Origin of the sequence: Aeromonas sp. A600620 (genome assembly GCF_029479985.1) — a bacterium.
GTDB classification, from domain to species: Bacteria; Pseudomonadota; Gammaproteobacteria; order Enterobacterales; family Aeromonadaceae; genus Aeromonas; species Aeromonas veronii_A.
Window position 1 is genome coordinate 179,743 of the sequence record NZ_JAAKXB010000005.1, and the last position, 24,458, is coordinate 204,200.

Consider the following 24,458-nt stretch of genomic DNA (forward strand, 5'->3'; position numbering starts at 1 on the left):
AGGGTTGAGATAGCAGGGCGCTGTGGTGTGATACCGGGAAGCCCTTTATCAACGTCTGCTCTTATTGACGGATCAGACGCAGGTTGGTTGGCACGGCTTCGAAATCGGAGCGGAACGGGTTGATGTCGAGGCCGCCGCGGCGGGTATAGCGTGCATAGACGGTCAACTGCTCAGGCTGGCAATAGTGCTTGAGGTCGATAAAGATCCGCTCGATGCACTGCTCGTGGAACTCGTTGTGTTGGCGGAACGAGATGAGGTAGCGCAGCAGCTTCTCCCGATCGAGTTTCGGCCCCTTGTAGCGGATTACCACGGAGCCCCAGTCGGGCTGGCTGGTGACCAGGCAGTTGGATTTGAGCAGGTGGCTGTGCAGAGTCTCTTCAACCTGCTCGCTGCCGACCGCCCCTTGCAGCAGGGACGCATCAAACTCGTAATTGTCTACCTCGATATCCTGCTCATCAATGCACTCGCCGGGCAGCAGGGCAATCTGGTGCGGCGCCTTGTCGAGGGGGAACAGGGTCACCTTGACGGTCTCACCGGCACAGGCACTCAGATCCTTGGTCAGCATGGCGGCGACTGCCTCGATAGAGTCGCAACGGGTCTGGTTGAAGGAGTTTAGGTAGAGCTTGAAGGATTTGGATTCGATCAGGTTCGCACTGGTGGCCGGAATGGCCACTTCACCCACCGCCACCATCGGCTTGCCCTTGGCATTGAGCCAAGAGAGCTCATAGAGGGTCCAGACATCGCAACCGCTAAAGGGCAGGTCATCGCCCAGCTGGAGATCATCCCGGTTCAGGCTACGTGGAACCGGCTGCAGCAGGGAGGGGGTGTACTGGCTGATGTAATCGGATTGCTGGCCCAGGCTCAGGCCGGTCAGGGCGCTGGCCCCGGCGTATCTATCTTGTTTGCTCACAGGGTTGCTCACGTAATGTGCTCATGATGAGTGGAATGAAACGGGCCATTGCAGGGCCGGATGGTTGCAGCCGCTTGGCTTGGGCGTCGGCCTCTCTGTATCCCGGGTTCTGTTTCCCGGGTCACTAGGTCGGCTGGCAACCTTGTCTGTTACCGGGTTTGGTGGTGCAATAGCGGACTTTGCCAGCAATTGTGGGGATTTTCGATGTCGGATCAAGTTTTGTCTGCCCTGGAGCACTTTTTTGCCCGCTGGCAACGGGATGGCGAGGCCAGACGAGGCCTGCCCCTGTGCGAGTGGGAGGCGGACTGGCGTTCCCCCTGCCAGCTTGGTGAGCCCGCCGATGGTCGGGTGGCCTGGCGTCCTCACCATCGCTCCGAGCCCGCCGATTTTACGGCCATGGCCGATGCCCTTGAGCTGACAATTCATCCCAGCGCCATTGCCCTGTTCGGGCACTGGTTCAGCCGCCCCATCCCCTGCCTCTTCAAGGGGTTGCGCCTTGAACTGATCCTGCCGTGGAACGAGGCGGATCTCGACCTGCTCAAGGAGAACCTCATCGGCCACCTGCTGATGCTGCGCAAGCTAAAACGAACCCCCTCCATCTTCATTGCCACCACCCGCAACGAGATGACGCTCATCTCCCTTGATAACGAGAGTGGTCAGGTGTGGCTGGAGTGGCTCGATTCTGGTCGCCGTCTGACGTTGGCGCCCTCCTTGCCAGCGTTTTTGGAACGGCTGGAGACGTTACCGCAATAGCACCTGTTCGAGCCAAGGTTACTCATCGGAGCGAAAAGAGCCTTGCCATGCGGCAAGGCTCTTTTTTATGGCATCGTGTACAGGGAACGCGCTTAATCCTTGAAATCCCAGGAGAGGTTGGAGACCAGACGGCAGCTGTCGCACTTGAAGTCGAAGATCTCGTGCAGTGGCTCTGCCAGCGCCCACTCACCGCCACAGCTGGGGCAGGGGCGCGCCTTCTCCTCGGCAGCGCTCAGCCCGCCCACCCGATAGAGGTAGTAGTAGGTGGGGATGCCGCTCAGCACTTCCAGCCGCTTGGCCAGATCGGTGCCGCGCCGGTAGAGGCGGCTGCCCACTTCGCCGATTTCGTGCAGCGCCGCATGTTCGGCGATGGAGCCGTTCATCTGTAACTGATCACACGCCTCCCAATCCTCCTGCCACTTGATGATCTGTTTCTGATCGCCGTTGGCGACCGCGGGCAGTTGGTAGAGCGGAATGGGGGCGAAGTGGTCGCCACAGCGCAGCGGCGAGCAGGTATGCAGGAAGCTGGTGTAGAGCAGCATCCAGCTCGGCCGCTCGCCCTGCTGGCCGCAAGGATCTGTGCTGTCGGAGAGCAGATCCGCCCCCTGCAGCTGGAGTTTGGGCGCCAGCAGCCCGGCCTGATTGAGCTGCTGTTCGGCCAGCTTGACCTGATCGCTCTGGTTGTCGGGGTGCAGGCTATCCTGCTCCGGGCAGACCACCCGACTGACGAAATAGCCGTCGTGCATGCTGGTGGGGAACTCCCGCCCGAGGATCTGGCCCTGATAACGCAGCATGTCGAGGTAGTTGACGATGGCCCGCTCGGCGTCGCCAAGGGAGGTATCGCGGTAACACTCAAAGCAGAGTTCGACGATATACATGGTTCAGCCTTGCCCCTGCTGGAGGAGCAGGTCGGTCAGGCGATCCACCTTCTGTTCGATGCGTGCGAGCTGTTCGGCGAGTTGCTGCAGGGTGAGCTCCGGCGCTGGCTGGGGCACAGCCTCTGGCAGGATCTCGCTCTCGGCGGTCGCAACTGGCTGCTGCTTCCACTGGCTCAGCACTTTCAGCAGCTCGGCCATCGGCACAGGCTGGGTGAGGCGGGCCTTGATCATGGCAGTGGTGGGCGTCAGGCCCTTGGCGGCCAGCTCGTTGGCAATTCGGATGATCTCGTGGGCGGACATAAGCATGCTCTGGGTGAGAAGGGGGGATCGATATCGGGGCGGGATCTTAACCAAAGCCGGCAGGGGAGGAAAGGGGCGGGCGGCTTAGCGGGGCTGGCGCAGCATCACATCGAGCTGGTCGATCGCCTCGCACCAGTCGGAGTCGTTCCACAGGGCATCGCGCAGGAAGCTGGCCTGGGCGGCATTCCAGAAACCGGCCTCCGGCAGCAGGGTTTCATTGTCGAGGTGATGGTCGTGCACAAAGCGGTGCAGGCTCAGCTCGTCGTTGGCCATCCCGAGCTGGGCAAACAGGGCTGGCAGATCGTGGACAAGGGGTTCCATCTCGTCTCTCCCTTTGTTTAATCCCTGAGATTATAGACAGGCACAGCCATCGGGCGCAGAGACGAGATTGGGGATCAGGCAGAGGGGATGCGATGGGGTGGCAGATCAACGCCCACGATGTGCAGCCCCTGCATCTTGAGGGTGCCCTGATAGTGGCTCTCGCCATCGCTGGAGAATTCAAACTGATAGTGGGTCAGCAGCCGCAGGGGATTGCGGGCCAGCTCCCGCCGGTTGCGGGCCAGCGACAGCAGTTGCAGATCATGGTGCTGGCAGTAGCGGCGCATGTATTGCCAGGCCACTTCTGCCTGTTGGCGTTGCAGCCAGAACAGGCCGGCTACGGCAATCAGCAACAAAATTCCGAGCATCTCTCCCATAGGCGGGCTTCCTTATCGTGATGTCGATAACCGGGAGTCCTGCTCGGTACTCCCGATCTCCTTTTCTATTTCCCGCCGTGTTGCCTCGTGGCGTGAGGGTGAGGCGAGGGGTCAGGCCGAGGCGAACAGACGGCCGATGGCCTTGCCCAGCGCATCGCTGCGGTTGGGGTCACGCAGTCTGGCCAGCATATCATTGCGCAGGGCCGGTAAAGTGACCAACTCGGCAAAAACCTGATTGAAGAACTGGGTCGGTTGCAGTGCCAGTTGTTCCAGATAGTGGCTGAGCAGATTGGCATCTTTCAGGTCGGGCCAGAGCCGGCCAGCAATGGCGAGCAGCAGCGCCGGGCTCGGCTGGGTTTGCAACAGGGTCAGCAGCTTGTTGGTGCGCAAAGAGCTGCCGGGACAGGAGGCCATCGCGCGGCAGAGGTAGGCCAGGGTCTCCGGGTTGGGGGCGGCGCACTCCTGCTCCTTGCCGATCCGCTCGAGCAGGGCGCCTTGTACTGCCGGCGGCAGCGGGGCGTTTTCAAGGCTCTGGCAGAGTGCATAGAGCGGCTCTTGCGGTAGTTTGGGCAGCGCCTTGCAGATCAGCGCCAGATTGCGCTCATCATGGAGTCGCTCGGCCAGATCGGCAAAGCCCTGCAGCCCCAGCGTTTGCCAACCGGTGTCGTTGGGGGCGGCCAGATAGTGGCAGAGGGCATCGTAATAGGCGGAAGGGGCCTGCTCCAGCTGGCGCGCCAGCTTGGCGTGCAGACTGGCCATTTTTGCCTCCGCCGGGCGGAAGGTGTAGGGATTGTCGGCCAAGCGCTGGGCCTTCTCTTCATCCAGATCGCCGGTGAGCTTGTAGCCCAGGGTTTCCACCACCTGATCCATGAACAGCTTGGGGCCATTTGACATCAGCAGGCCGCGCTCATCGAGGGCAAACTTGAGGAACCAGAGGTAGTGGCGAGACTCGCTCGGCTGGAAGAAGTGCACACCCAACCAGGCGTGCTGTTGCAGCGGCCAGGGGTAGGGCTCTTGCTGCTGTTCGATGCGCACAAAGGTGTCGCTGGCCAGTGGCCGCACCTGGCGGCCCATGTCAAACAGCTGGAACTGGGTGCCAGCCTGAGTCAGAAATTCGGTCAAGGTATTGATGGCAGTAGGCGTCGCAGACATGGTGAGATCCGGCTAATGGTGATGCGGGCCGATTATAAGGCCCTTGCCGAGGATAGCCAGTGGCAGCAGACGCGCGTTGCGGCAGATATCAACATGGCAGCCATGCGGGGGGAGGTGTATAGTATCGCCCTTTTTTAAAGTCGGCAGGCCGCGCTGGCTGCCGTGTATGTCGACGAGCAGGCTTAATCGCCGGTGCTGCGCGACCGAATGTATCGGCATCCTGGCTGACCCTGTCGGGTCAGCGGATCAATCTGTGGTTATGAGGAAGAGAGCGAGATGAATCAATATTTGCTGGTAGCTGGCCTGTTGGGGGAACTCACCGCCGAGTTGCAGCGCCTTGAGCGCTGGCAAGCTGACCATCCCGGTGACGAAGCCCTGGCAAGCACCCTGCCTTTTTGTGTCGATACCCTGAGCTTTGATCAGTGGCTGCAGTTCGTGCTGATCCCGCGCATGGAGCAGCTGGTGATGTTGCAGGCGCCGCTGCCCACCAGCGTCTCCCTTTATCCCATGGCCAGCGAAGTCTACAAAGAAGATCTGGCCGAAGCTGAAGCGCTGCTGCGCCTGATCGCCCGCTTCGATCTGCTGCTCTCCGGCAAAGTGATAGAACAATGATGCCAGATCAAACCCGAGAAGAGAGTGACCTGAAGCTGACCCTGCTCTATCAGGATGAGTGGCTGGTGGCGGTCAACAAGCCGTCCGGTCTGCTGGTGCATCGCAGCTGGCTCGACAAGGGCGAGACCCGTTTTGCCATGCAGATGACCCGGGATCTCATCGGCGGTCGCCATGTCTATCCGGTGCATCGCCTCGACCGTCCCACCTCAGGCGTGCTGCTGTTTGCGCTCGATCCGGTGATTGCCCGCGCACTCACTGAAGCCTTTACCCAACGTCAGGTACACAAGGAGTATCTGGCATTGGTGCGTGGCTGGGCGCCCGAGCAGGGGGTGATCGACTATCCCCTCAAGGAGCAGTTGGACAAGATTGCCGATGCCATGAGCAACCCGGATCGCCCGGCGCAGGATGCCGTCACCACCTTCCGTCGCCTGCATCAGGTCGAGCTGCCCCACGCGGTCTCCAAGAAGCACCCTACCAGTCGCTACAGTCTGGTCAGATTGTTCCCGAAGACCGGTCGCAAGCATCAGTTGCGCCGCCATATGGATCACCTGTTCCACCCCATCGTCGGGGATACCACCCACGGGGATGGTCGTCACAACCGTTTCTTTCGCGAGCACTTCGGTTGCGAGCGGCTGCTGCTGGTGGCCCGCACCCTGAGCTTTACCCATCCGGTGCTCAAGGTGCCGATGCGGATCCAGGCGCCACTCGGTCAGGATGTGCTGCGCCTGTTTGCCGAGCTGGGCTGGCCCGCCAGCGAGAGCGACTACTAAGCGCCTGATGCTCAGCCTTGAATCGGTGGCATCTGACGCCAGCTTGCTGATAGAGTTGCTCAAAAGAGTGACTCAAGCAGGGAGAGGAGAATGGCGCAGATCGATATCGTGGTAGGAACTGTCTACGGCGCAGCCATGCTGGTGGCCGAGACCTTGGCAGATGAGCTGGAACGCAAGGGGCATCACTGTACCCTGCACGAAGAAGCACGGCTGGCGGACATAGACCCCGGCCGTTTTTTATTGCTGGTCAGTGCCACCACCGGGCAGGGGGACATTCCACCCAATCTGCAGCCTTTTGCCAGCGAGCTGGCCGACAAGGCACCTTGGCTTAAGGGATTGCGTTATGCCCTGATTGCCATGGGGGACAGCAGCTATGACCATTTTTGTGGCGCGGGCCGTCGGCTGGACGGATTGCTGCAAGAGTTGGGGGCCACGCGAGTGATTTCCCCGCTGGAGCTGGATGCCACCGTGCACGATGAACCCGAACAGGTGGCACTCAGCTGGCTGAAAAAGTGGGATATTCAGCCCTGAATATTCTCTTGAATAGAGCCATATCAATCCCCTGAGCCTTAAGTAGCAGGGGATTGTTATTTGCACAAAAACCATCTCACTCTGCAACGCATATTTCCCCTGGTGGCGGAGGGGTATTTTCCCCTTTTAGCATTCCATTGCCGTAATGGTTTCACGCGCACCGCAGACCCGTCATCCAAATAAAAGTTCCATCTTGAAAGCGATCTCAGTCATGTTTTTGTCATTCGAACGTAAAATAATGACTTTAGTTCTATCGCGAATTAATTAATGATAACGCTTTCAGAGTTGTTGTTGTTGTGTGTTTTTCTTGTTTTCTGGATTTTAATTGCGCAGTTGATGGCTTTTTTACTTGTTGTTGTTGTGGAGATCGTTTGCCGAGCGATTTGTCGCCATTTTGTGAGTCGCTTCATATTTGTCGTGAAATACGCTCCCTATAATCAACCTCGGTTATCACCAACAGGATTACATGGTGATAAGAAGTTGAATATTCAGGATCACACTCCTCACTGCGGGAAATAAGGAATATGACAATGAAAATGAAGTGGCTCCCGATTGCAGCAGCTGTTACTGCCGCCCTGGCTTCCCAAGCCGCCTTTGCCGTAGATTTCCACGGTTATTTCCGTTCCGGCGTCGGTGTTTCCGGCGACGGCGACATGGTTAAATACAACGTCAATAAAGTTGGCCGTCTTGGTAACGAAAATGATACCTACGGTGAAGTGCAACTGGGTCAGGAAGTATTCAACAAAGATGGCAAGACTTTCTATGTTGATTCCATGTTTGCCATGGCTTCCAACGGTTCAAACGACTGGGAAGGTACCGGTACTGTTTGTAACTTCGATGCCAAGCAGTGCAATGGTGATTCCGACTTCGCTCTGCGTCAGTTCAACGTACAAGCCAAAGGCTTGCTGAACTTTGCTCCTGAAGCAACCCTGTGGGCTGGTAAGCGTTACTATCAACGCCATGACATCCACATCTCCGACTTCTACTACTGGAACATCTCCGGTGCCGGTGCTGGTATCGAAGGCATCCAGGCTGGTCCGGGTAAAGTATCTTTCGCATGGGTACGCAACGATCGCAGCGCTGCCGATGTGTTTGGCCAGTACACCCAAACCGGAGTGGATGGCAACGGTAACCCGACCTATCAGAAGAATGAAGATCTGAACGTTAACACCTTGGATCTGCGTTATGCCGGCATCCCGCTGTGGACCGATGCGTCCTTGGAACTGGGCGTTGACTATGCTCTGGTCAATGAGACCAACGATCAGAAAGCACTGAAAAAGAATCCGCAAGATGGCGTGATGCTGACTGCTGAACTGACCGCTGGCATCCTCGGTGGTTTCAACAAAACCGTGCTGCAATACGGTACCGAAGGTTACTCCAAGACCATGGCTTTCTATGGCGATGGTTCCTGGTACGGCGCTGAAGCCAAAGACGGTGCTGACGGTTTCCGTATCATCAACTGGGGCGTTGTTCCGATGGGCAACTCCTGGGAGATGGGTCACCAGCTGGTTTACGGTGTAGGCAACGAAATGTGGGACGGCAACGACAAGTGGGAAACCATGTCTGTTGTTGTTCGCCCGATGTACAAGTGGGATGACTTCAACAAGACCATCTTTGAAGGCGGTTACTTCAAGGACAACAACAAGTCCACCAATGGCAGCGAAGACAAAGATGCCGGCTACAAGCTGACCCTGGCTCAAGCCTGGTCTGCTGGTTCCAGCTTCTGGGCCCGTCCGGAAATCCGTGTGTTCGCCTCCTACCTGGCTAACGACGAAGACAAGAAAGTCTTCGAAGGCAATACCTCCAAAGACACCTACCAGTTTGGTGTTCAAGCAGAAGCTTGGTGGTAAGCAAAAGTTTAAGTTAAGTTAGTGACTGCCCCCTTATGGGGGCAGTTTTGTTTCGCCGGATCACGGCCACCGGATTATGGAGATAAGAAAAATGAAACGGGTAAAGATGTCTATTGCAGCCGTAATCACTGCGCTATTAACCGGTTGTGCCGGAAACATGGTTGTTCCTCTGCAAGAACATGGCTCGATCTTGAGCGATGCAGATCAAGCCAAGCAAGCGTTGGCCAAAGCCTCAAGCTGCTGTGTGGCGTTTAAAGATTTCAGTTATGCCCCCTTGCCTGAAGGTGAGACCTTGCTGGCCATTGATGGCAAGCAACCCACTTTTCAGTTTGATGAGGGGATGAGTTACTTTGCTGCTTATCGCTTGCCGACCAACACCGGCAATCTGGCGATCAGCCTGGCATCACAGGTGAGTAAAACCGTGATGGTGCCCAAGGTCATTATGCTGGATGCCGAGTTCAAGGTGACTCGGGTCCTGGGTGAGTCAGTATTCAGCTATCAGCCTGCTCACTTGCTCGATAACGACCGTATTGAAGGGCGTGTTTTTGTTGATCGCAGCATGCCTGGCAACCCGGCCAGCGAAACATACATGATCGTTTATGCGCCCGCGGATAAGCTCTCAGGCAGCACAACAATCCTGCATCCATCAAAAGCGTTTGCTCGTGCTAATGGTACCGTTGAGCCTGATATCAAGGATCCGGTGATCCCGCACTCCCCGTGGGGCTTGGTGCAGATCAAAGTCAAAGATATGGCCCGTGGAAGTGGTCTTGAAGCGGTATTCAAACCCGAATATGCCGACAAGGTGGCTATGAGCCAGGGTCAGCAGGTTGCAGCGATAGCGACTACCGCAGCCGTTACCACAACTGCAACAGCTGCGGTCGCAGCCAAACCTGCTCCTGCCATGTTGAGTGAAACTGAAGCCTTCTATCAGAGCCAGATCGAAAAAGCAGTCAAGGCGGGGGATATCGACAAGGCGATGAAGCTGGTGAACGAGGCCGAGCGGGCTGGTTCAACCAAAGCAAAAAGCGTGTTTATTGATGCGGTCAAGCGCTCGCAACAATAGAGTAATACGACCGTTTGCTGGTCAGATATATTTATTGAGGCCTCCCTTGTTGGAGGCCTTTTTAATCGGTAGACTGTAATAAATAAAAATCACGCCGTTACATTCTGTTACAGTGGGTTGCTATTTGATGTAAATGGCATTATTAAAATACAAAGTGAAACTGCTATTTATATGTCTTTGTAATAGAGTGATAATGCGGATTATTAATTTCTATTAGATGCGTTTTTTAGCCGCTAAACAAGTTGTGATCTTCCCTCCAAATTCAATATTCCCCCGCCTTCGAAAGCAGCAATTTATGACCCGCTGGGTTATATTCTGATGGTCAAAATAAACAAGCCCGACTCGAAGATATCTGAATGAATCAGTCCTTATTTCATCCAGATAGATCGTTCAGGGACGACAATCCATTCAGGAGCGCACACAATGTTCAAAAATGCTTTCTCTAATCTGCAAAAGGTTGGTAAGGCGCTGATGCTGCCAGTATCAGTCTTGCCAGTCGCAGGTATTCTGCTGGGGGTGGGTGCTGCCCACTTCAGCTGGATGCCGGAAATTGTCTCCCAATTAATGGAGCAAGCCGGTGGTTCCGTATTTGGCCAGATGGCCCTGCTGTTCGCAGTGGGTGTTGCTCTGGGCTTTACCAATAACGACGGTGTATCCGGTCTGTCAGCCATCGTTGGCTACGGCATCATGGTCGCAACCCTGAAGGTCATGGCACCTGTGATGGGTGTTGAAACCATCGAAACCGGCGTGCTGGGTGGTATCCTGGCCGGTGGTATCGCTGCCTGGGCGTTCAACCGTTTCTACAAGATCCAGCTGCCAGAGTACCTGGGCTTCTTCGCGGGCAAACGTGCCGTACCCATCATCACCGGTTTCCTCTCCATCGGTCTGGGTGTGATCCTGTCCGTGATTTGGCCGCCAGTGGGTGGTGCCATCGGTGCCTTCTCTGACTGGGCTGCCAACCAGAACCCGGTACTGGCCTTCGGTATCTACGGCGTGGTTGAGCGCTCCCTGATCCCGTTCGGTCTGCACCACATCTGGAACGTACCGTTCTTCTATCAGGCTGGTACCTGCGTCAACGGTGCCGGTGAAACTGTTCACGGTATCATGACCTGCTTCCTGACTGCTGATGACGCTTCCCGCGCTGCCGGTAACGGTTTTGGTCAGCTGGCTGGTGGCTACCTGTTCAAAATGTTCGGTCTGCCTGCTGCTGCGTTCGCCATTGCTCACGCTGCCAAGCCGGAAAACCGCGCCAAGATCGTTGGTATCATGGCCTCTGCAGCCCTGACCTCTTTCCTGACCGGTATCACCGAGCCGATTGAATTCTCCTTCCTGTTCATCGCTCCGGTTCTGTACGCAATCCACGCTGTACTGGCTGGTCTGGCTTATGTGCTGACCAACTCTCTGGGTATCGTACACGGTCACACCTTCTCCAACGGCTTCATCGACTTCGTGGTGCAATCACCGCGTGCCGACAACATGCTGCTGCTGGTTGGTCTGGGTCTGGTTTACGCGGCTATCTACTACGTCGTATTCAGCTTCGTTATCCGTGCCATGAACCTGAAAACCCCGGGTCGTGAAGACGAGACTGCTGAAGAGGCCGTTGGCCAAGGCAAAGACGAGATGTCTGCTGCTCTGGTTGCCGCCTTCGGTGGTAAAGAGAACATCGCTTCTCTGGATGCCTGCATCACCCGTCTGCGTGTTGGTGTGAAAGATGTTGCCAAGGTTGACCAGGCTGGTCTGAAGAAACTGGGTGCTGCCGGTGTGGTAGTGGCTGGTTCCGGCGTTCAAGCCATCTTCGGTACCAAGTCCGACAACCTGAAAACCGACATGGACATCTGGATGAAGAGCAACTAATCCTGTTGCCTGAATATCAGCGTGTTTGAAGAGGGAGGCGAAAGCCTCCCTCTTGCTATTTCTGGTTATGGATCGTGCGAGTCACAGCAGGTCGAACTCGGCAGGAGTCTCGTTACCCAAGATGCGATGTGTAACGGGATGCCCTATGTCGGCACAACCGCTGGTGTGCCTCGCTCGACTTATCGCATGTCATCACCTGATAAACCTATATAAAGTCAGCCAATAAAAAGAGCGCCACATTGGGCGCTCTTTAAGCAAGAGGGGGAGGGTTAGAGTTTCTCCAGATCCCGTTCGATTTCGCTGATCTTGTTTTGTACCACTTTTTCCAGATGGCGCAGGTCGCGCAGGATCTTTTGCTTGATGTCCGGGTCGGCCTGCTGATGGACGCCCTGGGTCAGGTTGTCCAGCTCATCCACCACATATTTGAGGTTGGCGTTGATCTCGGTGACATCCTTGTACTCATGGGTACCGGAATCGACCAGCATGGTCTTGCGCTGGCGTGGATACTTGAATTTGACACTCTTGGCGAAGAACTCGCCTTTCTGCTTCTTGAAGTAGATCTTGAGGATGTCGTGGTTGGCCTCCTGGCGCAGGGTATAGCTGTCGACGGAGGCGGGATCCTGGATCCCCAGGCTCTTCAGATTCTCGTACATCAGGCTTCCTCGGTTTGAAACGATCCTGTCCCATCCATCTTAACCGATGCCTCATGGCTTGCCTGTGACAGGGGCGCCAAAATGAAAAGGGCGCCATCAGGCGCCCTTTCATCACAGCAATGCTGATTACTCGTCGATGGAGCGCAGCAGGGCGTTGATGCCGACTTTGGCACGGGTTTTTGCATCGACCTTTTTGACGATCACCGCCGCGTAGAGGCTGTATTTACCGCACTTGGAGGGCAGGGAGCCGGAGACGACCACGGAGCCAGCCGGTACGCGGCCGTAGTGGATCTCGCCGGTTTCACGGTCATAGATGCGGGTGGACTGGCCGATGAAGACGCCCATGGAGATGACGGAACCTTCCTCGACGATCACCCCTTCAACCACTTCGGAGCGGGCACCGATAAAGCAGTTGTCTTCGATGATGGTCGGGTTGGCCTGCAGCGGCTCCAGTACGCCGCCGATGCCGACGCCGCCGGAGAGGTGGACGTTCTTACCGATCTGGGCGCAAGAGCCGACAGTGGCCCAGGTATCGACCATGGTACCTTCGTCAACGAAGGCGCCGATGTTGACGTAGGAGGGCATCAGCACGGTATTGGGGGCGATAAAGGAGCCTTTGCGAGCTGTTGCCGGCGGCACCACGCGCACACCCGCTTCCTTGAACTGCTCGGCGGTATAGTTGGAGAACTTGAGGGGAACCTTGTCGTAGTACTGGGCATCGTCGCCCTTGATGATGCCGTTGTCGTTGATGCGGAAGTAGAGCAGTACCGCTTTCTTCAACCACTGATGGACAACCCACTCACCGGCGATCTTCTCGGCAACCCGTGCTTTGCCGGAGTCCAGCAGGTCGATGGCTTGCAGGATGGCGGACTTGGTGGCGCTATCCACGGAGCCCGGAGTAATGGTGTCGCGGCGCTCGAAGGCCGCTTCAATGATCTGTTGCAACTCGGTCATGACAGGTTTCCTTTAAAAAATTCTGTTTGTTGTATCACACTTTTCCGACTGTTTTTAAGGGGTTGACCGGAATTCTTCCGGCCAGCGGCCATTTCTTCATCCAGTGTGCGCCAACCAGTTGTTTGGTATGGCAAAAAACGCCCGACAATCAGCCTCTTTCGAATCACTCTTCGCTTAATCCAGTACCGACTGCTGGGGATTGAGCTGGTGTACCAGTCGCTCTTCCAGCTGTTTTTGCTGCTCGGCGGTCAATGGCTCGCCATCGAGGCTGGTCAGGCTGAAAAAGTCCTCGACCCTCTCACCGAAAGTGGCGATTTTGGCGGCGTGTAGCGACAGTCCGCACTGCTGGAAAACCGCACCGATCCGCGCCAGCAGGCCGGGGGTATCGAGGGCAGTCAGCTCCATCAGGGTGTGACGGCTCTCCCCTTTAGTGGGCGAAGAGCGGGGCAGGAAGACTACCCGGGTCGGTACGCTGAACTGGCGGTGGCGGCGCGACAACGGCTTGCTGCGCAGTACCAGCTTGCCCGGCTCCTGCAGCGCTTTCTCCAGCGCCTTCTTGATGGTGGCGGTGCGGTTGGGGCTGATGGGCTCGCCGCTCGGCTCCAGCACCACGAAGGTATCGAGCACATAGTTGCTGCGCGAGTTCATGATCTGGGCGTCGTGGATGTTAAGGTTCTTCTGATCCAGCGCCGAGGCCACGGTGGCAAACAGATTCGGCGTGTCGCGGCAGTAGATAAACACCTCGCTGCCGCCGCGGGTCGGGTGTTTGCCGATGATCACCAGCGGTGCCGGATTGTCGCCATGCTCGATGATGTGGCGGCAGTGCCAGGCGATCTGCTCCGGGCTGTGGCGCAGGAAGTAGTCGGCCTTGAAATCGGCCCAGAGCTGGTTGATCGCCTCTTCCGATACATCCCGTTGCGCCAGCAGTTGCTTGGCCTGACGCTGGTTTTCTCGAATGCGCAGCCGCATGTCGGGCGGATTCTCCAGCCCCTGGCGCAGCGCCTTCTGGGTCGCGAAGTAGAGCTCCCGCAGCAGGGTGCCCTTCCAGTCGTTCCACAGGGTATCGTTGGTGGCGCAGATATCGGCCACGGTGAGGCAGTAGAGCAGGTCGAGATGCTGCTCGTCGCGCACCTTCTGGGCAAAGTCGGTGACCACGTCGGGATCGTAGATATCGCGGCGCTGGGCGGTAACCGACATCAGCAGATGGTGGCGCACCAGCCAGGCGACCAGTCGGCTCTCGTAGCGATCCAGACCGTGCAGCTGGCAGAACTCCAGCGCATCGACGGCGCCCAGTTCCGAGTGATCGCCACGCCGTCCCTTGGCTATATCGTGGAACAGGGCGGCGATGCTGAGCAGCTCCGGTTTGCGCAGCCGGGTGAAGACCTCGTGGCAGAGCGGGTGGCTCTGGCGACTGGCCGGATTGGGGAACTGGTGGATGTTCTTGAGCAGCCGGTGGGTGTGCTCATCCACCGTGTAGGCGTGGAACATGTCGAACTGCATCTGGCCGACGATGAGGTTCCATTGCGGCAGATAGGCGGCGAGGATGCCGTATTTGTGCATCAGGGTGAGCGGCAGGCCGATGCCGTTGGGGTGGCGCAGCAGCGCCATAAAGAGGCGACGGCAGTCGGGCAAGTCCTGCAACCAGCAGTTGAGTTTGCGGCGTGCCTCGCGCAGCTGGCGCAGGGTGGCCGAGTGGATGCCCGCAATCTCGGGATGCTGGGCCATCTGATAGAAGAGGCGCAGGATAGCGACCGGTTCACGGCTAAACAGCTCCGCATCCACCGCATCGATGAGGCGGCCACGGAGCTGGAACTCGTCGGAGAGGCGGCGCACATCCATGGCGGTGTTGCCGAGGATCGCCTCGTCAAACAGCTGCAGCAGCATCTCGTTGAGCTCGGAGACCCGCCGCACCGTCTGGTAGAAGCGCTTCATCATCTGCTCGACCGGGGTGTTGCCTTCCCCTTCGAACCCCAGCATCTGGGCCACGGTGCGCTGGCGATCGAACAGCAGGCGGTTATCTCCCTTGTTGATGGCCATGTGCAGGGCAAAGCGCACCTTCCAGAGAAAATTCTGGCAGTCGAGCAGCTCGCGATACTCGGCGCGATTGAGAAAGCCGTGGCTGGTCATCTCGAACAAGGTGGTGGCGCCGAAGTGGCGGCGGGCGACCCAGGCGAGGGTCTGAATGTCGCGCAGGCCGCCCGGATTGCTCTTGAGATCCGGCTCCAGCTTGTAGGCGGTGCCGAGAAACTGCTGGTGCCGCTCCGCCTGCTCTTGGCGCTTGGCACGAAAGAAGGCTTCACTTGGCCAGAAGTGCTGGGGGCCGGTGGCCTCTTTCAGTTGCCGAAAGCCCTCCTGGCGACCTGTGATGTAGCGGGCCTCGATGAGGTTGGTGGCGACCGTAATATCGGCGCGCCCCTGCTCGAGACACTCCGCCACGTTGCGCACCGCCTGACCCACCTCCAGCTTGAGATCCCACAACAGGGTGATGAACTCGCCAATGCGTAGTCCCAACACTTCGTCCAGTTCGTCGCCGTCATAGAGGATCAGCAGGTCGATATCGGAGTGGGGGTGCAGCTCGCCGCGGCCATAGCCCCCCACCGCGATCAGGGTCAGGTCGCTCTTGTCGAAGCCAAACTTCTGCCACAGGCGGCAGAGCAACTGATCCATGTATTCGGAGCGGGTGGCAACCAGCTCGATAATGTTGTCGCCGGCATCAAAACGGGCGTGCAGCCAGCCGAGAAAGCGGCTCAGGTACTCTTTGCAGTTGTCGCGGGTGAGCTGATCATCGGGTAACAAATGGGGGGAAAGCAGGCTGGCGTCCATGGCATCTCACACGCAAGTGGCAGGCAAACGGCTGAAACAGAAGTAAAAACCCCGGCGCTTTGGAAGTTCAGGGCCGGGGTTCGATGTTAGCTGTGTTTGATGAAGCGGTCGATAGTGTCATCGGGGCGCAGGGTGAGCACCTCGCAGCCATCCTCGGTCACCAGCAGGGTGTGCTCCCACTGGGCGGAGTCGCCGCCATCCTTGGTGGTCACGGTCCAGCCATCCTTCGGATTGACCTTGCAGTGATACTTCTTGCTGTTGACCATCGGCTCGATGGTGAAGCACATGCCTGCTTTCAGCTCCAGCTTGCCACTGTTGCGGTAGTGCAGGATCTGCGGCTCTTCGTGGAACTCGGCACCGATGCCGTGGCCGCAGTAGTCACGCACCACGGAGAAGCCGGCCTTCTCGACGATGGGCTGGATCACGGCGCCAATTTCGGTGATGCAGGCACCCGGACGCACCTTCTTGATGGCAGCGTAGAGGCTCTCTTGCGCAACCTTGCAGAGCTGGCGGCGCAGCGGGGTGGTTTCCCCCACGATGAACATAGCCGAGGTATCGCCGTGGTAGCCATCCTTGATAACGGTGATATCCAGGTTGATGATGTCGCCATCACGCAGCTTCTTGTGGTTCGGGATGCCGTGGCAGATCACATCGTTCACCGAGGTACAGATGGATTTCGGGAAACCGTGATAGTTGAGCGGGGCCGGGATGGCCTGCTGCACGTCGACAATATAGTTGTGGCAGAGGGTGTTCAGTTCGTCAGTGGTGACGCCAGCTTTGACATGGGGCGCAATCATGACCAGCACATCGGCGGCCAATTGGCCGGCAACGCGCATCTTTTCAATCTCTTCCGGTGTCTTGATTTTAATGGACATGGGATCTCTCTTGGGACCTGATCGCGCATCTATCGATGTCCGGCAATCAGGTAATGAAAAATAGATGCGTTTGCAATCAGGCCAAAATTTTATCCGCAACCCCCGCGTACTTCCAGTGTGATTGTCATCACAGCGTCAAATGGCAGTCGCAACCTCCTCTGGCGGGATCCAGATTTACACCTGTTTAGAGTGTCGGCCGGTGGTGTCCTGAACAAAGTTATGGTATAAAGCGCGCCGGAATGGGGAACTTGCGTCCCGATTTCATCACCCTTACTTAAACAACACACACACATCGACACATATGCCGGGGTGCCTTAACGGGTCGGTTATATGGGATGTGTGGAGGCCTAACCCCAATATAGAGGTATAAAATGGCTAAAGTTTCTATGCGCGACATGCTGCAAGCCGGCGTTCACTTCGGTCACCAGACTCGTTACTGGAACCCGAAAATGAAATCCTACATCTTCGGTGCCCGCAGCAAAGTTCACATCATCAACCTGGAAAAAACCGTTCCGATGTTTGACGATGCCATGAACTTCATCAGCTCCGTAGCTGCCAAGAAAGGCAAGGTACTGTTCGTAGGTACCAAGCGTGCCGCGTCTGAAGCCGTAAAAGAAGCCGCTGAGCGTTGCGACCAGTTCTATGTTAACCACCGCTGGCTGGGCGGCATGCTGACCAACTGGAAAACCGTTCGTCAGTCCATCAAGCGCCTGAAAGATCTGGAAACCCAGAGCCAGGACGGTACCTTCGAGAAGCTGACCAAGAAAGAGGCGCTGATGCGTACTCGCGAAATGGAAAAGCTGGAGAAGAGCCTGGGTGGTATCAAGAACATGGGCGGCCTGCCTGACGTTCTGTTCGTTGTCGATGCCGACCACGAGCACATCGCTATCAAAGAAGCCAACAACCTGGGTATCCCGGTAGTTTCCATCGTTGATACCAACTCCAACCCGGACGGCGTTGATTACGTCATCCCGGGTAACGACGACGCTATCCGTGCCGTACAGCTGTACCTGAATGCTGCTGCTGACACCGTACTGGAAGCTCGCGAGCAGGACATCGTTGTTCAAGCCGAACAAGATGGCTTCGTTGAAGCTGAGTAATTGATAAGGTCTGCAAAGCCCTTATTAACCAAGCTGATGTAATTGGTTAGCAGGGGCCCTTGTGGCCCCTGTTTCTTGTCAATTCAAGACCGAGGATACTGGACATGGCAAACATTTCTGCCGCCCTGGTAAAAGAACTGCGCGAGCGCACCGCCGCTGGCATGATGGATTGCAAAAAAGCACTGGAAGAGGCCAACGGCGATATCGAGCTGGCCATCGAGAACATGCGTAAATCCGGTCAGGCCAAAGCCGCCAAGAAAGCTGGCCGTATCGCCGCTGAAGGTGTGATTTTCGCCCGTACCGAAGGCAACGTTGCCGTCATGATCGAGCTGAACTGCGAGACTGACTTCGTTTCCAAGGATGCCGGTTTCCTGGCCATGGGTCAGAAGATCGTCGAGATCGCAGCTACCCAGAAGATCGCAGACGTTGATGCGCTGAAAGCCGCTGATTTTGGCAACGGCGAATCCGTAGAGCTGACCATCACCAACCTGATCGCCAAGATCGGTGAGAACATGAACCTGCGTCGCGTGATGCTGGTTGAAGGTGACAACCTGGGCACCTACGTTCACGGTTCCCGCATCGGTGTTATCACCAAGCTGACCGGTGGTTCCGACGAACTGGCCAAAGATCTGGCCATGCACGTTGCAGCCAACAGCCCGCAATTCGTCAAGCCTGAAGATGTATCTGCTGAAGTCGTTGCCAAAGAGCGCGAAATCCAGATCGACATCGCCATCAACTCCGGCAAGCCGAAAGAGATCGCCGAGAAGATGGTTGAAGGTCGCATGAAGAAGTTCACCGGTGAGGTTTCCCTGACTGGTCAGCCGTTCGTGAAAGATCCTTCCATGACTGTTGCCGAGCTGCTGAAGAAAGAAGGCGCTGACGTTGTCTCCTTCACCCGTTTCGAAGTGGGCGAAGGCATCGAGAAGCAAGAGACCGATTTCGCTGCTGAAGTTGCAGCCCAAATCGCGGCCGCTCAAAAGGCCTAATCGAACCGGTTTTTCCGTTTCCCCAGACCGCGACTTATGTCGCGGTCTTTATATGACCAGGAATCAGTGACATGAGTACCAATCCCAAACCTGCATACAGACGTGTTCTTCTGAAGTTGAGTGGTGAAGCCCTGCAAGGATCCGAGGGTTTCGGCATTGATCCGGCAGTGCTGGAGCGGATGGCCCAAGAGATCAAAGAGCTGGTTGAGCTGGGTGTTCAGGTCGGTCTGGTCATCGGTGGCGGCAACCTGTTCCGTGGTGCCGGTCTTGCCAAGGCGGGCATGAACCGCGTGGTGGGCGACCACATGGGTATGCTGGCAACCGTGATGAACGGTCTGGCCATGCGTGATGCTCTGCATCGTGCTTATGTGAATGCCCGTCTGATGTCTGCCATTTCCCTGCAAGGGGTTTGTGATTCCTACAGCTGGGCCGAGGCAATCAGCCAGCTGCGTGCAGGCAAAGTGGTGATCTTCTCTGCCGGTACTGGCAACCCCTTCTTCACTACCGATTCTGCGGCTTGCCTGCGCGGGATCGAGATCGAAGCCGATGTAGTGCTCAAGGCCACCAAGGTTGATGGTGTATACAACGAAGATCCAGTCAAGAATCCGGATGCCGTGCTGTACCATGAATTGAGTTATGATGAAGTTCTTGAAAAAGAGCTCAAGGTGATGGATCTTGCTGCTTTTACTCTGGCACGTGACCATGATCTGCCGATCCGGGTGTTCAACATGAACAAGCCGGGCGCTTTGCGCCGGGTTATCATGGGTGAGCCGGAAGGTACCCTGATCCATTACGTCAGCAAATAATATAGATGCGAGCCGCATGGCGGCTCGTTCGCCAAAAGGAAAACCGCTGTGATCAACGAGATTAAAAACGACGCCAAGGAGCGTATGGGCAAGAGTGTCGAATCACTCAAGACCCAGATGTCCAAGATCCGTACTGGCCGTGCTCACCCGAGCCTGCTCGACGGCATCCAGGTTGAGTATTACGGTGCTGCCACTCCGCTGAAACAGTTGGCCAACGTCGTGGCAGAAGATGCTCGCACCCTCTCCATCTCCATTTTTGACCGCTCCATGATCCAGGCGGTAGAGAAGGCGATCCTGACCTCCGATCTGGGCCTGAACCCCTCCAGCAATGGCCAGACCCTGCGCGTGCCGCTGCCGCCGCTGACCGAAGAGCGCCGTCGCGACCTGACCAAGATCGTCCGTGCCGAAGCGGAAAACGCCCGTGTTGCCGTGCGCAACATTCGCCGCGATGCCAACGCCGACCTGAAAGCGCTGCTGAAGGACAAAGAGATCTCCGAAGACGACGACCGTCGCGCCCAGGAAGAGATCCAGAAACTGACTGACTCCTACATCAAGCTGGTCGATGAGGCTCTTGCTGCAAAGGAGAAGGAGCTAATGGAAATCTAAGCGCCTGAAAGGTATATTACGAGCGCCGTGTAGTGCCCCTGCACGGCGCTTTTGTCTTTGTGGGAGAAAACCATGTCGCTTTTGGCTGCGTTGGGTGATTGTGCCAACTCGTCTTTACCCCGTCACGTCGCCATCATCATGGATGGTAACGGTCGCTGGGCCCAGAACCGAGGCAAGATGCGGGTTTATGGCCACAAGGCGGGCGTCAAGTCAGTGCGCGAGGCCGTTACCTTTGCTGCGCGAGCCAAGATCGAGGCATTGACCCTGTTTGCATTCTCCAGCGAAAACTGGCGTCGTCCGGAAGGGGAAGTCAGCGCCTTGATGGAGCTGTTCATTACCGTGCTGGGCCGCGAGGTGAACAAACTTCACAGTCACGGGATCCGGCTCAGGGTGATTGGCGATACCGCTCGCTTCAGTGATCGGTTGCAGGCCAAAATCGCCAAGGCGGAAGCCTTGACCGCCAATAACAAGGGATTGACCCTGAATATTGCGGCCAACTATGGCGGCCAGTGGGATATCGCTCAGGCGGCTCGCAAGCTGGCCCGCGCGGTTGTTGCCGGTGAACTGGCCGCCGATGACATCGATGAATCCATGCTTGGTCGCGAAGTGTGTATGGCCGACCTGCCGCCGGTGGATCTCCTGATCCGTACCGGTGGCGATCATCGCATCAGCAACTTTGTGTTATGGCAGCTCGCCTATGCAGAGCTCTATTTTACCCCGGTATTGTGGCCCGATTTCAACGAGGCCGAGTTCAGTGAGGCGGTTGCCTCTTTCGTTGCCCGCGAGCGTCGCTTCGGTTGCACGGGTGAACAGATACGGGAATTGATCGCCGAGCAGCAGACCGGCTAAACCCCGCTCCCAAGAGAGAGGTTTCTTTTGCTAAAACAACGAATTATTACTGCTTTGATGTTGATCCCCCTGGTGTTGGGGGCGCTCTTCTTTCTGCCATTGAAATTTTTTGCCCTGTTGGCAGCGCTGGTGTTTTTGTTGGCCAGCCGTGAATGGAGCGGCTTTGTCTCTGCTGCTCCGCAGCAATGGTTACCCATCGTATTTTGTCTGTTGCTCGGTGCCAGCCTCTTTTGGCTGCCGGTGGAGCAACTCTGGACGCCTCACCTGCACCCCCTCGTGATGGGCGTGCTCTGGACCGCGGTAAGCTGGTGGTTGCTGGGTCTGCTGCTGGTGCTGCGTTATCCCCAAAGCGCCAAGCTGTGGAAAGAGTCTCTCTGGCTCAAGTCCCTGTTTGGTCTGGTGACCCTGGTTCCCTTCTTCTGGTCGCTGGTCGCCATCCGTGGTTACAACTTTTACCATGACCCCATGATGGGCGCCTGGATCCTGTTGTTCGTGATGGGACTGGTCTGGGCGGCAGATTCTGGCGCGTATTTTTTCGGCAAGGCGTTCGGTAAGCACAAGCTGGCACCGGCTGTGAGTCCGGGCAAAACCATCGAAGGGATGTGCGGCGGCCTCTTTACCGCCAGCCTGCTGGCCATCGGTGTCACCTGGTCGATGGGATTTGTTCCTGCCAAGATGATCACCGTGCTGTTTTGCTCTCTGCTGGCGGTGCTAGCCTCCGTACTCGGCGATCTGACCGAAAGCATGTTCAAGCGCGAGGCGGGCATCAAGGACTCCGGCACCCTGTTGCCGGGTCATGGCGGCATTCTCGACCGGATCGACAGCCTGACCGCCGCCCTGCCGGTGTTTCTGCTCAGTTATCTGCTACTCAGTCAGGAGCTTTGATGCACAAGTCACTGGTTATTCTGGGGGCCTCTGGCTCCATTGGTCAGAGTACCTTGAAAGTGCTGCGCCATAACCCGGGCAGTTGGCAAGTATTGGCGTTGACCGCCGCCCGCAACGTGGATGCCATGTTGCGGGACTGCCTCGAATTCTCCCCCCGTTTTGCCGTGATGGTCGATGAGGATGCCGCCCGTGAACTGGCTGCCCGTCTGAAAGCGCACGGCAGTGCGACCCGGGTCATGTCTGGTGCAGCAGCCCTCTGCGAGGTTGCCGCTCACCCCGACGCCCATAGCGTGATGGCCGCCATCGTCGGTGCGGCCGGACTGGCCCCGACCATGGCCGCGGTACGTGCCGGCAAGCGTATTTTGCTGGCCAACAAGGAGGCGCTGGTGATGTCCGGTGCTTTCTTCATGGAGGCCGTTCGCGAGCATGGTGCCGAGCTGCTGCCCATCGACAGCGAACACAATGCCATCTTCCAGTGTCTGCCGACTGCCGTGCAGCGCCAGCCCGGTTTTTGTGATCTGGCGGCGGCGGGGATCAGCAAGATTTTGCTGACCGGTTCTGGCGGCCCGTTCCGTTACACCGAGATCAGCGAGCTGGCCAAGGTGACGCCGGCGCAGGCTATCGCTCATCCCAACTGGTCGATGGGGGCCAAGATTTCGGTCGACTCCGCCACCATGATCAACAAAGGGCTGGAGTACATCGAGGCGCGCTGGTTTTTCAATGCGGCGCCCGAGCAGATCCAGGTGGTGATCCACCCGCAGTCGGTGATCCACTCCATGGTGCAGTACAAGGATGGCTCCGTGCTGGCTCAGCTTGGCAATCCGGATATGTGTACCCCCATTGCCCATGCGCTGGCTTATCCCAATCGCATCCCCTCCAGTGTGGAACCTTTGGATTTCTTCAGTGTCGGAGAGTTCAGCTTTATCCGGCCTGATTATGATCGCTACCCCTGTCTGGCGCTGGCCATCAATGCCTGCCAGAAGGGACAAGCGGCGACTACTGCGCTCAATGCGGCCAACGAGGAGGCGGTTGCCGCCTTCCTGGCCGGGCGCATCGGTTTTATGGATATTGCCCGGATCAACGAGGCAGTGATGCTGGCGCTGGAGAGCAGCGCCGTCGGCTCGCTCGATGATCTGTTTGCCCTGGACGGTGCGGCAAGAGCCCGTGCTCACACTTTGATTGAGGAGCTTGGCTGATGGGCGGTGTGTTGTGGAATATCGGTGCTTTTGTTGTTGCGCTGGGCCTGCTGGTCGCGGTGCACGAGTTTGGTCACTTCTGGGTGGCCCGTCGTTGTGGCGTCAAGGTTGAGCGCTTCTCTATCGGTTTTGGCAAGGCGATCTGGCGCCGGATGGGTAAAGATGGCACCGAATATGTGCTGGCGCTGATCCCGCTCGGTGGTTACGTCAAGATGCTCGATGGCCGGGTCGATGAACTCAAGCCCGGTGACGAGCAGTATGCCTTCAACCACAAGAGTGTCTGGGCGCGGATGGCGATTGTCGCCGCAGGTCCCATGGCCAACTTCGTGTTTGCCCTGTTTGCCCTCTGGCTGATGTTTATCATCGGGGTGCCGAGCGTCAAGCCGGTGATCGGTGAAGTGCGTCCGGCATCCATCGTGGCCGAGGCGGGTGTGCTGCCCGGGATGGAGATTGTCGGGGTCGGCGATGAGCTGACCGGTGACTGGGAGAGCGTCACCTACGCTCTTATAAGTCATCTGGGTGATGATGCAGTGACTCTCAAGGTGCAGGCACCCAATACCAGCTATGCCACCGATAAAACCTTGTCGCTGACCGGCTGGACCTTCGATCCGGATAAAGAGTCGCCTATCGGCAGCTTGGGGATCGTCCCCCTGAGTGGCAAAGTGCTGCCAGTCGTGGCTGCAGTGGTGGCCAAGAGTGCCAGTGAAAAGGCGGGGCTGCAGGTCGGTGACCGTATCAAACAGGTCGGCGATCAGCCTATTACCGCATGGGCCCAGTTTGTCGAACTGGTGCAGCAGGCACCGGGCGAACCCCTTCAAGTGGTGGTTGAGCGCAACAACAGTGATCTCAACGTGACCCTGACCCCGGATAGCCGCAAGGTGCAGGGCAAGCTGGTGGGATTCGTCGGTCTCTCACCGCAACTGGTTCCATTACCGGATGAATATCGAATTCTGTTACAGTATGGGCCTTTGCAGGCGCTGTGGCATGGCGCGGACAAGACCTGGAGCCTGATCACGCTCACCTTTGACATGATTGGCAAGTTGATCGGTGGCATCGTGTCGCTGGACAACCTGAGCGGCCCCATCTCCATTGCCAAGGGCGCCGGCAGCAGTGCCGACTATGGTCTGGTCTATTTCTTGAGTTTTCTGGCGCTGATCAGCGTCAACCTGGGGATTATCAATCTATTCCCCCTGCCGGTGCTCGATGGTGGCCATCTGGTCTATTTCCTTATCGAAGCGGTCACCGGCAAGCCGGTATCAGAGAAAATACAGGAAGTGGGTTTCAGGATCGGCGCCGCCATTCTGATGTTATTGATGGGCATTGCGCTGTTTAACGATTTCGCTCGCCTCTGAGGCCA

The 24,458-nt window shown here is 57.3% G+C and carries 25 protein-coding genes; 15 read left to right on the forward strand and 10 right to left on the reverse strand.

What is annotated here, in order from left to right; all coding sequences use genetic code 11:
* Positions 1-61: 61 nt before the first annotated feature.
* Positions 62-910 carry an NADPH-dependent 7-cyano-7-deazaguanine reductase QueF gene (gene queF / locus G5533_RS08985; RefSeq protein WP_421205921.1) on the reverse strand — a complete coding sequence of 283 codons (849 nt, stop codon included), beginning with the start codon at positions 908-910 and terminating at the stop codon, positions 62-64.
* A gap of 204 nt (positions 911-1,114) precedes the next feature.
* Between queF and syd the strand changes: the two genes are divergently transcribed.
* Positions 1,115-1,663 carry a SecY-interacting protein gene (gene syd, locus G5533_RS08990; protein ID WP_158110989.1) on the forward strand — a complete coding sequence of 183 codons (549 nt, stop codon included), beginning with the start codon at positions 1,115-1,117 and terminating at the stop codon, positions 1,661-1,663.
* 92 nt (positions 1,664-1,755) lie between these two features.
* Here syd and G5533_RS08995 read toward each other — a convergent pair whose 3' ends face one another.
* The 5 genes from G5533_RS08995 to G5533_RS09015 all read right to left on the reverse strand — a co-directional run bounded on the left by G5533_RS08995 (position 1,756) and on the right by G5533_RS09015 (position 4,688).
* Positions 1,756-2,541 (reverse strand): Zn-ribbon-containing protein, encoded by a 786-nt coding sequence (locus G5533_RS08995; protein ID WP_266134128.1) that lies wholly within the window; start codon positions 2,539-2,541, stop codon positions 1,756-1,758.
* 3 nt (positions 2,542-2,544) lie between these two features.
* Entirely contained in the window at positions 2,545-2,841 is a 297-nt protein-coding gene (locus tag G5533_RS09000) for a DNA-binding protein (RefSeq protein ID WP_005343755.1), read from the reverse strand.
* Between the two features lie 84 nt (positions 2,842-2,925).
* The gene (locus G5533_RS09005) at positions 2,926-3,162 is read right to left on the reverse strand and encodes a DUF2789 family protein (RefSeq protein ID WP_005338602.1); all 237 of its coding nucleotides are present in this window, start codon (positions 3,160-3,162) and stop codon (positions 2,926-2,928) included.
* Positions 3,163-3,236: 74 nt separating this feature from the next.
* Entirely contained in the window at positions 3,237-3,536 is a 300-nt protein-coding gene (locus G5533_RS09010) for a DUF3301 domain-containing protein (RefSeq protein ID WP_234603541.1), read from the reverse strand.
* Between the two features lie 111 nt (positions 3,537-3,647).
* Positions 3,648-4,688: a DUF3549 family protein gene (locus G5533_RS09015; protein ID WP_019445211.1), complete on the reverse strand. Its 1,041-nt coding sequence runs from the start codon at positions 4,686-4,688 to the stop codon at positions 3,648-3,650.
* A gap of 276 nt (positions 4,689-4,964) precedes the next feature.
* Here G5533_RS09015 and G5533_RS09020 point away from each other — a divergent pair, with 276 nt between their 5' ends.
* From G5533_RS09020 to ptsG, 6 genes are all read left to right on the forward strand, one after another.
* Positions 4,965-5,300 carry a YqcC family protein gene (locus G5533_RS09020; protein ID WP_005338596.1) on the forward strand — a complete coding sequence of 112 codons (336 nt, stop codon included), beginning with the start codon at positions 4,965-4,967 and terminating at the stop codon, positions 5,298-5,300.
* Positions 5,297-6,070 carry a tRNA pseudouridine(65) synthase TruC gene (gene truC, locus G5533_RS09025; RefSeq protein ID WP_041202291.1) on the forward strand — a complete coding sequence of 258 codons (774 nt, stop codon included), beginning with the start codon at positions 5,297-5,299 and terminating at the stop codon, positions 6,068-6,070. The genes G5533_RS09020 and truC overlap by 4 nt, the downstream gene beginning before the upstream one ends.
* A gap of 90 nt (positions 6,071-6,160) precedes the next feature.
* Positions 6,161-6,601 carry a flavodoxin gene (locus G5533_RS09030; RefSeq protein WP_216951888.1) on the forward strand — a complete coding sequence of 147 codons (441 nt, stop codon included), beginning with the start codon at positions 6,161-6,163 and terminating at the stop codon, positions 6,599-6,601.
* 530 nt (positions 6,602-7,131) lie between these two features.
* Entirely contained in the window at positions 7,132-8,451 is a 1,320-nt protein-coding gene (locus G5533_RS09035) for a maltoporin (protein ID WP_302054505.1), read from the forward strand.
* 91 nt (positions 8,452-8,542) lie between these two features.
* Complete coding sequence (locus G5533_RS09040) at positions 8,543-9,514, forward strand: MalM family protein (RefSeq protein WP_216958954.1); 972 nt, start codon at positions 8,543-8,545, stop codon at positions 9,512-9,514.
* A gap of 423 nt (positions 9,515-9,937) precedes the next feature.
* On the forward strand, positions 9,938-11,368 hold the full coding sequence (gene ptsG, locus G5533_RS09045) for a PTS glucose transporter subunit IIBC (RefSeq protein WP_005338586.1): 1,431 nt from the start codon (positions 9,938-9,940) through the stop codon (positions 11,366-11,368).
* 269 nt (positions 11,369-11,637) lie between these two features.
* Here ptsG and G5533_RS09050 read toward each other — a convergent pair whose 3' ends face one another.
* The 4 genes from G5533_RS09050 to map all read right to left on the reverse strand — a co-directional run bounded on the left by G5533_RS09050 (position 11,638) and on the right by map (position 16,673).
* Positions 11,638-12,021 carry a DUF3461 family protein gene (locus G5533_RS09050; protein ID WP_005338583.1) on the reverse strand — a complete coding sequence of 128 codons (384 nt, stop codon included), beginning with the start codon at positions 12,019-12,021 and terminating at the stop codon, positions 11,638-11,640.
* 126 nt (positions 12,022-12,147) lie between these two features.
* A complete protein-coding gene (gene dapD / locus G5533_RS09055) occupies positions 12,148-12,975 on the reverse strand; it encodes a 2,3,4,5-tetrahydropyridine-2,6-dicarboxylate N-succinyltransferase (protein WP_005338581.1) in 828 nt (275 codons plus the stop codon).
* Between the two features lie 174 nt (positions 12,976-13,149).
* On the reverse strand, positions 13,150-15,798 hold the full coding sequence (gene glnD, locus G5533_RS09060) for a bifunctional uridylyltransferase/uridylyl-removing protein GlnD (RefSeq protein ID WP_441254708.1): 2,649 nt from the start codon (positions 15,796-15,798) through the stop codon (positions 13,150-13,152).
* A gap of 86 nt (positions 15,799-15,884) precedes the next feature.
* Entirely contained in the window at positions 15,885-16,673 is a 789-nt protein-coding gene (map, locus tag G5533_RS09065) for a type I methionyl aminopeptidase (protein ID WP_216951883.1), read from the reverse strand.
* 371 nt (positions 16,674-17,044) lie between these two features.
* Between map and rpsB the strand changes: the two genes are divergently transcribed.
* The 8 genes from rpsB (at position 17,045) to rseP (ending at position 24,453) form a co-directional block, all read left to right on the forward strand.
* Entirely contained in the window at positions 17,045-17,773 is a 729-nt protein-coding gene (gene rpsB / locus G5533_RS09070) for a 30S ribosomal protein S2 (RefSeq protein WP_204385178.1), read from the forward strand.
* 104 nt (positions 17,774-17,877) lie between these two features.
* Complete coding sequence (tsf, locus tag G5533_RS09075; RefSeq protein ID WP_005343781.1) at positions 17,878-18,759, forward strand: translation elongation factor Ts; 882 nt, start codon at positions 17,878-17,880, stop codon at positions 18,757-18,759.
* Positions 18,760-18,830: 71 nt separating this feature from the next.
* Positions 18,831-19,565 (forward strand): UMP kinase, encoded by a 735-nt coding sequence (gene pyrH / locus G5533_RS09080; protein WP_005343782.1) that lies wholly within the window; start codon positions 18,831-18,833, stop codon positions 19,563-19,565.
* Between the two features lie 48 nt (positions 19,566-19,613).
* A complete protein-coding gene (frr, locus tag G5533_RS09085; protein ID WP_216951882.1) occupies positions 19,614-20,171 on the forward strand; it encodes a ribosome recycling factor in 558 nt (185 codons plus the stop codon).
* Between the two features lie 72 nt (positions 20,172-20,243).
* Positions 20,244-21,020 (forward strand): polyprenyl diphosphate synthase, encoded by a 777-nt coding sequence (gene uppS / locus G5533_RS09090; protein ID WP_216951881.1) that lies wholly within the window; start codon positions 20,244-20,246, stop codon positions 21,018-21,020.
* A 27-nt stretch (positions 21,021-21,047) separates the two neighbouring features.
* Positions 21,048-21,905 carry a phosphatidate cytidylyltransferase gene (locus G5533_RS09095; protein ID WP_421255606.1) on the forward strand — a complete coding sequence of 286 codons (858 nt, stop codon included), beginning with the start codon at positions 21,048-21,050 and terminating at the stop codon, positions 21,903-21,905.
* The gene (gene ispC, locus G5533_RS09100; RefSeq protein ID WP_441254709.1) at positions 21,905-23,101 is read left to right on the forward strand and encodes a 1-deoxy-D-xylulose-5-phosphate reductoisomerase; all 1,197 of its coding nucleotides are present in this window, start codon (positions 21,905-21,907) and stop codon (positions 23,099-23,101) included. The genes G5533_RS09095 and ispC overlap by 1 nt, the downstream gene beginning before the upstream one ends.
* Entirely contained in the window at positions 23,101-24,453 is a 1,353-nt protein-coding gene (gene rseP / locus G5533_RS09105) for a sigma E protease regulator RseP (protein WP_266134120.1), read from the forward strand. The genes ispC and rseP overlap by 1 nt, the downstream gene beginning before the upstream one ends.
* The last annotated feature ends 5 nt before the right edge of the window (positions 24,454-24,458 follow it).